The 12,723-nt window shown below is 26.8% G+C and carries 13 protein-coding genes; 9 read left to right on the plus strand and 4 right to left on the minus strand.

Translation table 11 applies throughout. The annotated features are described in order from the left end of the window. The first annotated feature begins 69 nt into the window (after positions 1–69). From carA to ACTTA5_RS06745, 5 genes are all read left to right on the plus strand, one after another. Positions 70–1,266, plus strand: coding sequence for a glutamine-hydrolyzing carbamoyl-phosphate synthase small subunit (gene carA / locus ACTTA5_RS06725; protein ID WP_440648884.1), 1,197 nt, complete (start codon positions 70–72; stop codon positions 1,264–1,266). After that, on the plus strand, positions 1,244–4,462 hold the full coding sequence (carB, locus tag ACTTA5_RS06730; RefSeq protein ID WP_440648886.1) for a carbamoyl-phosphate synthase large subunit: 3,219 nt from the start codon (positions 1,244–1,246) through the stop codon (positions 4,460–4,462). The genes carA and carB overlap by 23 nt, the downstream gene beginning before the upstream one ends. A gap of 87 nt (positions 4,463–4,549) precedes the next feature. After that, positions 4,550–4,936 carry a hypothetical protein gene (locus ACTTA5_RS06735; RefSeq protein WP_440648888.1) on the plus strand — a complete coding sequence of 129 codons (387 nt, stop codon included), beginning with the start codon at positions 4,550–4,552 and terminating at the stop codon, positions 4,934–4,936. 3 nt (positions 4,937–4,939) lie between these two features. Continuing rightward, positions 4,940–5,152, plus strand: a complete 213-nt coding sequence (locus tag ACTTA5_RS06740) for a hypothetical protein (RefSeq protein ID WP_440648890.1) — start codon at positions 4,940–4,942, stop codon at positions 5,150–5,152. A 99-nt stretch (positions 5,153–5,251) separates the two neighbouring features. Then, positions 5,252–5,554, plus strand: coding sequence for an STAS domain-containing protein (locus tag ACTTA5_RS06745; protein WP_440618851.1), 303 nt, complete (start codon positions 5,252–5,254; stop codon positions 5,552–5,554). Between the two features lie 36 nt (positions 5,555–5,590). On the opposite strand, the gene ACTTA5_RS06750 is transcribed toward ACTTA5_RS06745, so the two are convergent. The 4 genes from ACTTA5_RS06750 to ACTTA5_RS06765 are packed head-to-tail and all read right to left on the minus strand — an operon-like array spanning position 5,591 to position 8,502. Next, entirely contained in the window at positions 5,591–6,238 is a 648-nt protein-coding gene (locus ACTTA5_RS06750) for a prepilin-type N-terminal cleavage/methylation domain-containing protein (protein WP_440648892.1), read from the minus strand. Positions 6,239–6,264: 26 nt separating this feature from the next. Further along, positions 6,265–7,386, minus strand: a complete 1,122-nt coding sequence (locus ACTTA5_RS06755) for a DegT/DnrJ/EryC1/StrS family aminotransferase (protein WP_440648894.1) — start codon at positions 7,384–7,386, stop codon at positions 6,265–6,267. Next, positions 7,383–7,799, minus strand: coding sequence for a hypothetical protein (locus ACTTA5_RS06760; RefSeq protein WP_440648896.1), 417 nt, complete (start codon positions 7,797–7,799; stop codon positions 7,383–7,385). The genes ACTTA5_RS06755 and ACTTA5_RS06760 overlap by 4 nt, the downstream gene beginning before the upstream one ends. Positions 7,800–7,806: 7 nt before the next feature. Next, complete coding sequence (locus ACTTA5_RS06765) at positions 7,807–8,502, minus strand: glycosyltransferase (protein ID WP_440648897.1); 696 nt, start codon at positions 8,500–8,502, stop codon at positions 7,807–7,809. A gap of 20 nt (positions 8,503–8,522) precedes the next feature. On the opposite strand from ACTTA5_RS06765, the gene ACTTA5_RS06770 reads away from it, so the two are divergent. The 4 genes from ACTTA5_RS06770 to ACTTA5_RS06785 form a co-directional block, all read left to right on the plus strand. Beyond that, a complete protein-coding gene (locus ACTTA5_RS06770; RefSeq protein ID WP_440648899.1) occupies positions 8,523–9,131 on the plus strand; it encodes a class I SAM-dependent methyltransferase in 609 nt (202 codons plus the stop codon). Continuing rightward, positions 9,128–10,012 carry an AAA family ATPase gene (locus ACTTA5_RS06775; protein WP_440648901.1) on the plus strand — a complete coding sequence of 295 codons (885 nt, stop codon included), beginning with the start codon at positions 9,128–9,130 and terminating at the stop codon, positions 10,010–10,012. The genes ACTTA5_RS06770 and ACTTA5_RS06775 overlap by 4 nt, the downstream gene beginning before the upstream one ends. Then, complete coding sequence (locus ACTTA5_RS06780) at positions 10,002–10,913, plus strand: hypothetical protein (protein ID WP_440648903.1); 912 nt, start codon at positions 10,002–10,004, stop codon at positions 10,911–10,913. Before ACTTA5_RS06775 ends, ACTTA5_RS06780 begins: the two co-directional genes overlap by 11 nt. After that, on the plus strand, positions 10,906–12,723 hold a 1,818-nt coding region (locus ACTTA5_RS06785), incomplete at its 3' end, for a transglutaminase family protein (protein ID WP_440648905.1). The genes ACTTA5_RS06780 and ACTTA5_RS06785, both read left to right, overlap by 8 nt.

Below are 12,723 nucleotides of genomic sequence, written 5' to 3' on the forward strand. Positions count from 1 at the left end.
ATTTTATAATACATCTCTGTTGCGATAATAAAGCAATTATTGTATTAACCTTTAACTCATGAGTTGTAATTGATCAAAAATTCAAAAAAAATAAACTCAAAAAATAATCATCAAATTAATACAGGCGTTTTAGTTCTTGAAAATAAGAAAGTATTTAAAGGAATTGGTATTGGCTACGAGGGTGAGGCAACTGGAGAAGTATGTTTTAATACTTCTTTAACTGGCTACCAGGAAATAATCTCAGATCCATCCTATGCTGGTCAAATTATCAATTTTACGTTTCCACACATTGGAAATGTAGGTACCAACAGGGAAGATGTAGAGTCTGACAAAATATGGACTAGAGGAGTAATTTTTAATTCAGAAATTACTGATCCATCAAACTATAGAGCTTTTTTACATTTAGATGCATGGCTTAAGAAAAACAAAATTGTTGGTCTCACTGGTCTAGATACTAGAAGTTTAACTAATTTTATCAGAGATAAAGGAGCACCAAAAGGAACAATTGCTTTCTCAAAAAAACAAAAATTTAACATAAGCAAACTTACAAATACTACTTTAAAATGGAGTGGGTTAAAAAATCTAGATCTTGCTAAAGAAGTATCAACTCCAAAAAATTACATTTGGAAGGGTTTTAAAACTTGGAAAAAGAAAGATGGATTTGTCAAAAATAAAAAAAATCAATTTCATGTTGTTGCAATAGATTATGGAATTAAAAAAAATATTTTAAGATATTTTTCTGATTTCAATTGCAAAGTAACAGTAGTAAATTGCAAAACATCTTCTGAAAAAATTTTAAGTCTTAAACCAAATGGAATATTTTTATCAAACGGTCCTGGAGATCCGGCTGCTACAGGAAAGTATGCGATAAATATAATTAAAAATCTTATTAAAAAAAACATTCCAATATTTGGTATTTGTTTAGGTCACCAGATTCTCGCTCTAGCACTTGGTGGTAAAACAAAAAAAATGAAGTTAGGTCATAGAGGTGCAAATCATCCTGTAAAAAATTTAATTCATGACAATGTAGAGGTCACTAGTCAAAACCATGGCTTTGAAGTTGTAAAAGAAACTTTACCGAAAAATATTGAAGTAACTCATAAATCATTATTTGATAATAGTATTGAGGGTATTAAGTTAAAAAATAAACCTGTATTTTCAGTTCAATATCACCCCGAGTCTAACCCTGGACCACAAGATAGTGTCTATTTATTTAAAGAATTTATTAACAATATGAAAAAAAATGCCAAAAAGAAAAGATCTTAAAAAAATATTAGTAGTAGGTGCTGGTCCAATTATTATTGGCCAAGCATGCGAGTTTGATTATTCAGGAACTCAAGCTTGTAAAGCTTTAAAAGATGAAGGTTATAAAGTTGTATTAATTAATTCTAACCCTGCAACAATCATGACTGATCCTGATGTTGCAGATAAAACTTACATAGAACCCATCACATTAGAGGTTCTAGAAAAAATTCTTATAAAAGAAAAACCAGATGCAATTCTTCCAACTATGGGAGGCCAAACTGCTCTTAATCTTGCAATGGAGGCAGAGAAAAAAGGGATATTAAAAAAATACAAAATAGAGCTTATTGGTGCAAATTCTAAAGCAATTTCTAATGCTGAAGATCGAAAGAAATTTAGAAAAAATATGATTGATATTGGTTTAGATTTACCAAAATCTGAAATTGTTAATAATATCAATCAAGCTTCTAAAGTTCTAAACAAAATTGGTTTGCCTGCAATCATTAGACCTGCATTTACTCTAGGTGGTCTAGGTGGTGGAATAGCAAAGAATAAAAAAGAATATCTTAAAATTATAAAAAACGGATTACACGAGTCACCAGTTAGCCAAGTTCTTGTAGAAGAGTGTTTAGAGGGTTGGAAAGAATTTGAGATGGAAGTTGTAAGAGATAAAAAAGACAACTGTATCATCATTTGCTCAATAGAAAATATTGATCCAATGGGAATACATACAGGAGACTCAGTAACTGTAGCTCCAGCTTTAACTCTTACTGATAAAGAATATCAAGTTATGAGAAATGCCTCTATTGCATGTTTAAGAAAAATTGGAGTTGAGACAGGTGGGTCTAATGTTCAATTTGCAATCAATCCAAAAAATGGACGAATGGTTGTTATTGAAATGAATCCAAGAGTATCTAGATCATCAGCACTTGCATCTAAAGCAACTGGGTTTCCAATTGCAAAAGTAGCAGCTAAGCTCGCAGTTGGGTATACTTTAGATGAACTTAAAAATGAAATTACAAAAGTAACACCTGCTTCTTTTGAACCAAGTATTGATTATGTGGTAACTAAAATACCAAGATTTACGTTTGAAAAATTTTCTACCTCGCCGGCAACTTTAGGTACTTCAATGAAATCTGTTGGTGAAGCAATGGCTATAGGAAGAAATTTCAAAGAATCTGTTCAAAAAGCATTGGTATCTTTAGAGACTGGTTTTTCTGGTTTAGACCCAATATTTAATCTGAATAAAAAACAAATCGAAAAAAAACTTAAAGAGCATATTCCAAATAAAATGCTTCTTGTTGCCGAGGCCTTTAGAAAAAAAATCAATTTAAAAAGAATTTACAGTTTATCTAAAATTGACTCATGGTTTTTAAGGCAGATAAAAGAAATTGTTGACAATGAATTAATTATTAAAAAAAGAGGTCTTCCAAAAAATTATAATGAATTTAATAGAATTAAATCTATTGGATTTTCAGACAAAAAATTAGCTGAACTTACTAATTCCTCAGAAGATAAGGTAAGAAGAAAACGGACAGCTCTAAAAGTGCTACCTGTATACAAAAAAGTGGATACCTGTGCTGCAGAATTTAAATCTTTTACTCCTTACATGTATTCAACTTATCAAAGAAATTTCTCAATAAATTCTGAGTGTGAAGCGGAACCATCAAATAGAAAAAAAATAATAATTCTGGGAGGTGGCCCTAACAGAATAGGCCAAGGAATTGAGTTTGATTATTGCTGTTGTCAGGCAAGTTTTTCATTGAAAGATGCAGGTTTTGAAACCATCATGGTTAATTGCAACCCTGAAACTGTATCTACTGATTACGATACAAGTGATCGCTTATATTTTGAACCTTTGAAAGAAGAATATGTATTTAACATTATAAAAAAAGAACAAGAAAAAGGAAATCTAATAGGTATTATCGCTCAGTTTGGAGGGCAAACTCCAATTAAACTTGCTAAATTTTTAAATGATAACAAGCTTCCAATTTTAGGAACACAATATAACTCAATAGATTTAGCAGAGGATAGAGATCAATTTAGAAATTTATTAATTAAATTAAATTTAAAACAAGCTGATAGTGGGATTGCAAAAACATTTAAAGAAGCAATCAAAATATCAGAGAAAATTGGTTTACCACTAATGGTTAGGCCCTCATATGTTCTAGGAGGAAGAGCAATGGAAATTGTTCATGAAAAAAGTCAATTGAAAAACTTTGTTGAAGAAGCATTTAAAGCTGCTGAAGATAATCCTATTCTAATAGATAAATTTCTAGATCATGCAATGGAAGTTGATGTGGATGCTATTTCTGATGGAAAGGATGTTTATGTAGCAGGTATCATGCAACATATTGAAGAAGCAGGAATTCATTCAGGGGACTCAGCATGTAGTTTGCCGCCAGTATCTATTAAACCATATCTAATTAAAGAAATTGAAAATCAAACAAAGAAACTAGCTCTAGCTTTAAAAGTAAAAGGTTTTATGAATATTCAATATGCAATCAAGAAAGATGAGATTTATATTATTGAAGTAAATCCACGTGCTAGCAGAACTGTACCCTTTGTATCAAAAGCAAAAGGAATTCCACTTGCAAAAATAGCATCAAGAATAATGGCAGGTGAAAAACTTTCTAAATTTAATCTTAAAGATAAATCAAAAGGAATGTATGCTGTAAAAGAGGCTGTATTTCCTTTTAATAAGTTTCCTAATAGTGATTTACTTTTAGGCCCTGAAATGAAGTCTACAGGCGAAGTGATGGGATTTGATAAAGATTTTGGAATGGCTTTTGCTAAAAGTCAGATTGCTGCAGGCAACTCACTTCCAAAAGAGGGTCTTGCATTTATATCTTTAAAAGATTCTCATAAAGATGAGGGTATTGATTTAGCAAGACAGCTAATAAAGCTTAACTTCAAATTATGTGCAACAAAAGGTACTGCTGAATATATTCAAAATCATGGAATGAAATGTAAAATTATTAACAAAGTGAGCAGTGGCAGCCCTCACATTGTAGATGTTTTAAATTCAAATAAAATTGCACTTGTAATTAATACTGGTGGTGGAAACAGTGAGCACAGATTAAATGATGCTATAGCGCTTCGAAGAGCAACTCTTAAAAATAAAGTTCCATATTGCACAAACATGTCTACTGCTCTAGCGTGTTTGGAAGCAATTAAATCTTTGAAAACTAAGAAGCTAGAAGTTCAAGCTATTCAATAAATATCTATATAAAAATTATATATTAAGCATAGATAATAATATAAATTTTATTTTAAAAAAAACCCAATTTGGGTAAAAGATCACTTCATGCATTTACAAAATTATAAAATAATAGAAGATTTAGTTGCTTCAATATATACAAAAGATATATCAGACTTTGGTGACAGATCTTATTACCCTCAAATATTAAAATTGGTAAGCAGAATTAATTTAAAAAATTTTACAAACGAAAATCTAATTTGTGAAAATGAGGTTTTTTGCTCTACTTCAAATGGAGCAAGTATTAATTTAATTTCAAGAAGTCTTGGGCTTCCAAGGGAAACAGTTAGAAGAAAAGTTTCAGAATTAATCAAATTAAATTGGTTAATTAGAGACAATTCAAAAATTTATGTTTCTCAAGAATGGAGAAAAAAAAATTTAGAAAACAATGAGATTATTCTCAAAGAATTAATTGAGCTTTCTACTAAAATTTAAACTATGAATAATATTCAACATATAATTTTAAAAAATAAAAAAATAAATGATGTGGTGGTACCTAAAGCTTATTTAGAGAAAAATGAATATAACGCTAAATTAAGCTATGAAGAAATGATGAACAAGATTAATGGGAAAGAGAAGAAGAAGAAGAAACTAATCTATTTTGTATCCACTGTTTCTGCAATTGCATTAATTGCTGCTAGCTATTCTTAGCCTTAATTATTTAAATTAAATTCAATATTTACTATCAGCAACAAGATTTAAGTTTAATGATTTTGTTGACTACGTGTTTACTCTGATTATATTCAAATCATGAGTTATCCAGAAAAAACTGAAAATGATGTTCTGATAATAACAGTCAGTGGTGAAATAGATCTAGAAAATTCTGGAAATTTAAGACAACAAGTACACGGAGCTTTAGATGACAATAAAGCTGTATCAGTTGATATGAGCGCTGTAAATTACATTGATAGTTCAGGAATTGCAGTATTGATTGAAAGCAAACAAAGAGCTGGTGAAGGAAGTAAAGAATTTAAAATAGTTAAACCTAGCGAAGCTGTAGTTTCAGTTTTAAAACTTGCAAAATTGACAAGTTTTTTTGATATCGAAAATTAATCTTAAAAATATTTAAAAGTTTGAAGCTCTCTATTATTAATCGTAATCTGCGTCAGTATCAATAGCGTCGGCACCTGTATGCCATGCACCATGATCTGATAAGTTCCAACCACAGTCTGCTTGGCCATCTGCAGCACTACTTGAAAAATATTTTCCGCCAATTGATTTATGTGAATAGTCCCCTGTATCTCTATGAATGATCACTCTAAATCTAGCTTTTGCCATCGGACAACCACCACCTGAACCATATCCTCCTGTAGATTTATAACAGAACATTTGAATTTGACCTCGTTTATGATTACCCCAAGCTTCATTATCAATTGTAATACTTGTTTTATTGGGTTTCCATGGGTTCTTAAATTTAGAATTATCTGTTCCACCACCTAAGAAATAATTTTTCATTGAAATTAAGAATTGTTTACAAGTGGTGTCAGAATTAACCATGTCACCTGTTAAATTACCACCATCATCATATTCAGGAGTTGCACTTCCAAGGTCATTTTGGATTATGATAGTTTCTGTGTCCATATATTTTGTAATTGTTGTATAGTTTTGCTCTAATACTTTTAATCTAGTTGAATCTACATAACTTTGATAGCCAACAACGCCGACACCTGCTAACACACCAATAATTGCGACCACAACTAAAAGTTCAACCAGAGAGAAACCTTCTTGGATTTTCATTTTAAAATTAATTTGACTCATAATTTTTATTTTAAGATTTTATTTACAACACCACAGATAAAGTCAATTTCTTTATTTTTTAAAGTTAAACCAGAAGGTAAATAAAACCCATATTTACTCAAATATTCTGAATTTTTAAAATTTTTTGATTTACTTAAATTAAGACCCTTTAAAATTTTTTGTTTATGCATTGGCCAAAAAAATGGTCGTGTCCCAATTCCATATTCACTTAATTTATTAGCAATTTTTTGTGAATCAATCTTTAAAGATTTATTTATAATCAATAAGCCAATAACCCAATAAATATTTTTTGAATAAGCATTTTTAGGTTTTGGAATATAGATATTTTTATTTTTAGATAAATTTAGATAAAATCTCTTTCCATTTGAGTGACGTATTTTAATTATTTGATTAATTCTTTTTAATTGATTCAAACCTAGAGTTGCCTGAATGTTGGACATTCTATAATTCCAACCAATTTCATCATGATTAAATCTATCTTTTTTTCCAAATGCTAGGTTCCTTAAACTCTTCATTTTTTCAGTTAAATTTGAGTTATTGGTAGTTATCATTCCACCCTCCCCCGTAGTAATTTGCTTATTTGCATAAAAACTGAAAGTGCTAATATCTCCAAAACTGCCACACTTTTTATTAAATATTTTTTGACCTAAAACTTCTGCAGCATCTTCGATTAAGATTATATTTTTTTTTTCACAAATTTTTTTGAGTATATCAATTCTAAAAGGGAAATTATAAATATGGGTTGCAATTATTGCTTTCGTTTTTTTTGTTATTGATTTGATTGTTTTATCTAAATTCATATTCCAATCATATAAATCACAATCTATAAATTTAATCTTTAACCCCTCTTTTATCACAGCTAATGTGCTTGAAATTATTGTAAAGTTCGGAGCAATAACCTCATCTCCCTTTTTCAAATTCAATGATTTAATAGCTACTTCTAATGCCGCTGTACCACTTGAAACAGCAATTGCATTTTTATGACCAATATATTTAGCAAACTTTTTTTCAAACAATTTGACATTGGGGCCTTCTGAAGAAATCCAACCACTCTTCATAACTTTACTAACTGACAAAACATCAGAATTTGTAATCAACGGTTCGTTTACTGGGATGAATTTTTTCAAAGTTTTTTTAATCTAATTTTATCTTGATCGCCTAAAAATGGACCTTGTTTTATTTCAAGCATTTCTACTTTTTCTAAAACCTTAAAACCATGACCTCCTGAAATAAGTAAAATCATGTCTTTTTTATTTAAAATCAAACTTTTGGCTCTACTTTTGTTTTTATTATAAAAATAAACTTTCAGTTTACCTGAATATATAATTAACAATTCAGACATATGCTTAATTGTTTTTTTTCTATTAATATGAAAATGAGGGTTAATCACATGATTTTTTGGATGATTCATTAAACCAATCTGGAAATTTTCTAATTTTGGAGTGAAAAATTCAATTCCTTTAAATTTTTTCTTTTTATACTTAAATACCTTAGCAACAGGTTCTCTACCAATTTTTATATTTTGAATTTTAAAATACATTTATTTTTTATTTATTTAATGAACACCTTAATATTGAAATAAGATAGTATAAACCATTAGTTAAAAATTTTAAAATACTTGGTGCTGATTTACTGTTTAATTCAGTATTTTTTTCTTGAATAAATGGAACTTCTTTTATTATTTTATTATTTTTTTTTATCTCAAAAATAAAATCAATAATGAAATTTGCATAAAAAGTATTCTTAGGAAAAATATCAGTTAAAATGTTTCTTTTGAATATTATTATACAACTTGTGTAGTCTTTAACTTGTGAATAAAGAAGCAACTGACATAATTTGTTAATTACTAAACTTGGTAATCTTCTATATTTACTTCTTTCGTCTAAAGCGTTTTCAACATATCTAGAAAATATTATACAATCTTCATTTTTAATATTTTCAAAAGTTTTAATAAAATGATCAATACTATTGAACATATCAATATCAAATCTTAAAATATACTCTCCAGAACATAGTTTAATACCATCAATAAAAGCACTGGCGAAACCTCTGATGTTTTTTCTAACTACAAATTTTATTTTTGAATGATTATAATTTTCTAAAATATCAATTGTTCCATCAGAAGAATTATCATCAATTATTATTATTTCTTTAACAACGGTCTGATTAACCAATGCATCAATTGCAAATTTAATATTTTCTACTTCGTTGTAAGAACTTAATACTATTGATAGATTTCCCATTACAATATATTTAATTTAAAATGTTAAATAACATTAGAGCCTTGTATCATATAATTTTAAATTATCATTTTTATACTATTCCAATAATTATGAATGAAATTTTATTCAATTTTAAATACGATAAAAATCTAAATAATTTCAAATATCTAAAAAGCGACTTTTTATCAGACTCTATTCCATGTCCATTCACTTTCTTAAAAATAATAAAATCATTCATTGAAAAAAAAAATATTAATCTAATTTGTGATCTTGGATCGGGTTATGGAAAAGTGCTATATTTTTTTGGTAAAATAAATCAATACAAAATTGATGGTATTGAGTTGGATAAAGATATTTATCAAATATCTAAATCATTAGAAAATGAAAGAATAAATATTTTAAATCAAAATATTCTAGACTTTAATTTAAATTCAAAAAACTACAATTTATTTATTCTTAATGATCCTCTTAAAAAAAAAGATGATTTAAAAAAAATAGTTGAAAAGTTAAAATTAATAAAAAGAAATTGTTATTTTGTTTTTATTAATCTTACTCCAGATAAAACAAAAATAATAAATTCAAATCTTGAAGTAATTGACAGTTATATTATATCGAACAGCAAAAATATTTATTTCACAAAACCAAAATGATTAAAGAATTAATAGACACTATTTCAACCAATATAATTGGAAATGAATTCAAGATTAAAATTTCTATAGCTACAATTTTAAGTGGAGGACATATATTAATTGAGGATCTTCCAGGAACAGGAAAAACTACTTTTGCAAAATCTTTAACAAATGCAATGAATTTAAAATTTAAAAGAATTCAATTTACATCTGATTTATTACCAAGTGATATAATTGGATACACATTCTTAAAAAATAACGAATTTGTTGTAAACAAAGGTCCAATATTTACAAATATAGTTCTTGCAGACGAGTTAAATCGTGCAAGTCCAAAAACACAAAGTGCTTTTCTAGAATCTATGGAGGAAAAAACAGTTACAATTGATAAAGACACCTTTAATCTTCCAATTCCTTTTTCTGTTATTGCAACACAAAATCCATCAGATTTATCTGGTACTTCTTTATTACCAGAATCACAATTAGATCGTTTCACTATTTCATTTTCTTTAGAGGAACTAAGTAAAGATCAAAGAATAGAATTACTAAAAAATGAGATAAGCAATAATTCAATTAAATCAAATTTTTCATATGATCAAACTATCAAAGATATTAGCCAGATAAATATCAATGATAGTGTAATTGAATATTTAGATAACGTTTCTCAATTTATAAAGAATAATTTTAATAATATTCATATTTCTCCAAGATGCTTAAAACAAACAATCAGTCTTTCAAAATCATTAAGTTACTTAAACTCAAATAAATATGTAACATATCAAGAAATTAAGGATGTGCTTCCTTATATACTTCGTCATCGATTGAATATTGTTGAAAAAAACGAATTTATTGAATTTATGAAAAATGAAGTTCTAAAGAAAGTTCCTCTACCTGATGAAAAATAGTTTTTGGAAAAAGTTTTTTTTAAAAAAATCTCTAAAATATCTTAACACTATCAGTAGAAAAAATTTATATATCTTTCCAAATTTAAGAGGGTTTCAAATTGCAGCTTTAATATTTTTTTGTTTTTCGGTAGCTATTTTTTATCAAAATAATTTTGCACTGCTCTTATCAATTATTTTATTTTTTATTTATTTCATCTCAATTCTAATCTCTTATCAAAACTTACTTAATTTAGATTTATATATTAATGATAAACTTCACCCAGCTAATAAAATTGTAAATTTAAGATACCTAATTAGTGACAAACATAAAAGAGAAAGACTTAATATTAATTTTGATTTAGGAAAAGATAGTGTCAAAGCAGATATCAAAAATAAAATTAATATAAATTTAAAGCATAAATTTAATAAAAGAGGTAATGTTAAAGCCCCAACTTTGGATATTCACTCTCAATTCCCTTTTGGTATTATAAAAACTTTCACAAATGTGTCTTTTAACGAATATCTAACTATTTACCCAGAGCCAATTAAACCATCAAATGAAATTTTTGAACAACTATATCAACTGAATACTGATGAGGGTTTTGACTATGAATTTGATAAAATTGAAGAAAATAAAGAAAATACAAATTTATCTAAAATTTCATGGAAACACTCATCAATTAAAAAAAAGCTTTACGAAAAAAAATTCAAGTTTTCTAACAATTTACAGCATGTAACTATAGACCTAGAAAAATTGAATAATGATAGTTTTGAAAAAAAACTTTCTTATGCCAGCTATTTGATTGAATATTTTTATAATTTAAAAAAACCATTTTTATTAAAAAATAAAGATTTTATTTCTACGATAGCTTGCTCTCTAGAACATAGAAATAAACTCTTAACTTACCTTGCAAATGTTTAGACTAAATTTATTAAATTATAATTTTAATGCTTTGATTATATTAACATCAAGCTATTTACTTTTAATTGATGAAGTTGATCTAATAACAAATCTTTTTTTTATTATCTTATATGTTTTTGCTATTCTTCAAAAAAGCTTCAACTATAATTATAAAAAGGTATTCAGTTCTATTTTGGCTATATCTACAGTTTGCATCTTATTTATTTTAAATGATCAAACGTTATCTAAAGAATATTTTATAAATTTGATTTTAGGTTTAGCCTTTCTAAAATATTCTGAAATTGAAAAAAAAGAAAATCATTATTTTTTTGGATTTACTTGTGTATTTTTAGCTGTAAGCTCACTTGTCTACGGTCAAGACTTAATAAGCTCACTACTCTCTTTTTTGATAATTATATTATCAATCATTCATCTTTATTCACTAAATCAAACTAAGATATTAAAACTAAATTTAAATAATCTTGTTAAATATTTTATGTTTGCAATTAGTATTATTCCTATCATTGCAATTGTGTACTTTATTTTTCCAAGGGCAGAATTGAATATAAAACTATTTGAAACCAAGAAAAATCAGTTAGGTATACCTGATGAAATCAGTCTAGGTTCATTTCACAATATATCAGGTAGTGAAGAAAACGTTTTTATATTTAAGATTAATAATCAAGATATTAATCAAAAGTACTACTTTAGGGTTAAGGTATTTGATAAGTTAAATAATAATAAAGATTGGTTAAATTCAGAATATAAAATATTACTCTCACAATTTAAGAATAGTTTTAAAGTCTCTAATAATGACATAAACGAAAGCGTTGATGCTTCATTAATAATGTTTCCACATGAAAAAAACTGGCTACCTAAATTAGCAAACTATAATTTTAATAATTCAAATTTAGATTTAAATTTAATTAATAATACACTTACCTCTAGAGAAATTTTAAATAATAAAAAATCATACAAATTAATTTATGATAAAAAAGATGTTACATTTCAAAATAATATTTTGAAGTATTATACACTTTTGCCTAAAAATATTTCTCCTAAATTAATGCAATGGGCAAAAACAAATTATGAAGAATCAAAAAATGCTAATGAGTATTTAAATAAAATTTTAAATGAGTTTAAGACTAATGATTTTTATTACAGTCTAACCCCTGGTACTCAAGGCAATGATTATGCAAACTTTTTTTTCAATACTAAAAATGGATATTGTGAATATTATGCTGGAACATTTGCAATACTTGCAAGACTAGCAGGCATACCATCTAGAATAGTCACTGGTTATTATGGTGGATCTTATAATGAAATTGGGAATTTCTATACATTTAAGCAACAAGATGCTCACTCATGGGTGGAAATTTTTATAAATGATGATTGGGTATTGTATGACCCAACATTGTCTGTTCCTAGTAATAATATTTTAAATTCAAACAACAACAATTTTGATAGTTTCAATACATCGTCAACAAATAATTTTGAAACTGGGCAAATGGATATTAATAGAATTGGAATTTATTTTGAATACATAAACTATATATGGACTAATAGTTTTATTAGATATGACGAAAAATCGAGATCAAATTTTATCAAAGAAAAATTAACAAAAGCAAATAACTATAAATATTTCCTAACTCTTATTTTTTTTTCAATTTTTGTTTTTTACGTTACTAAAGTTCTAACTTTTATTAATTCCAAAAAATTTTTATTTACATTATTTTTTAAAAAACTCAGAAAAGAAAATAAAAACATTTCAGAATTTATGACACATCAAGAAATATTTAGTTCATTAAACATTATTGATCAGAATAAATAT

Source organism: Candidatus Pelagibacter sp. HIMB1521 (genome assembly GCF_052047875.1).
In the GTDB taxonomy this organism is placed as follows: domain Bacteria; phylum Pseudomonadota; class Alphaproteobacteria; order Pelagibacterales; family Pelagibacteraceae; genus Pelagibacter.

Coding starts and splice junctions, on each gene's coding strand:
- ACTTA5_RS06765 (WP_440648897.1), bottom strand. CDS start 8,502: ATGGGAAATCTATCAATAGTATTAAGTTCTTACAACGAAGTAGAAAAT.
- ACTTA5_RS06740 (WP_440648890.1), top strand. CDS start 4,940: ATGAATAATATTCAACATATAATTTTAAAAAATAAAAAAATAAATGAT.
- carB (WP_440648886.1), top strand. CDS start 1,244: ATGCCAAAAAGAAAAGATCTTAAAAAAATATTAGTAGTAGGTGCTGGT.
- ACTTA5_RS06745 (WP_440618851.1), top strand. CDS start 5,252: ATGAGTTATCCAGAAAAAACTGAAAATGATGTTCTGATAATAACAGTC.
- ACTTA5_RS06770 (WP_440648899.1), top strand. CDS start 8,523: ATGTTAAATAACATTAGAGCCTTGTATCATATAATTTTAAATTATCAT.
- ACTTA5_RS06780 (WP_440648903.1), top strand. CDS start 10,002: ATGAAAAATAGTTTTTGGAAAAAGTTTTTTTTAAAAAAATCTCTAAAA.
- ACTTA5_RS06750 (WP_440648892.1), bottom strand. CDS start 6,238: ATGAAAATCCAAGAAGGTTTCTCTCTGGTTGAACTTTTAGTTGTGGTC.
- ACTTA5_RS06775 (WP_440648901.1), top strand. CDS start 9,128: ATGATTAAAGAATTAATAGACACTATTTCAACCAATATAATTGGAAAT.
- ACTTA5_RS06735 (WP_440648888.1), top strand. CDS start 4,550: ATGCATTTACAAAATTATAAAATAATAGAAGATTTAGTTGCTTCAATA.
- ACTTA5_RS06760 (WP_440648896.1), bottom strand. CDS start 7,799: ATGTATTTTAAAATTCAAAATATAAAAATTGGTAGAGAACCTGTTGCT.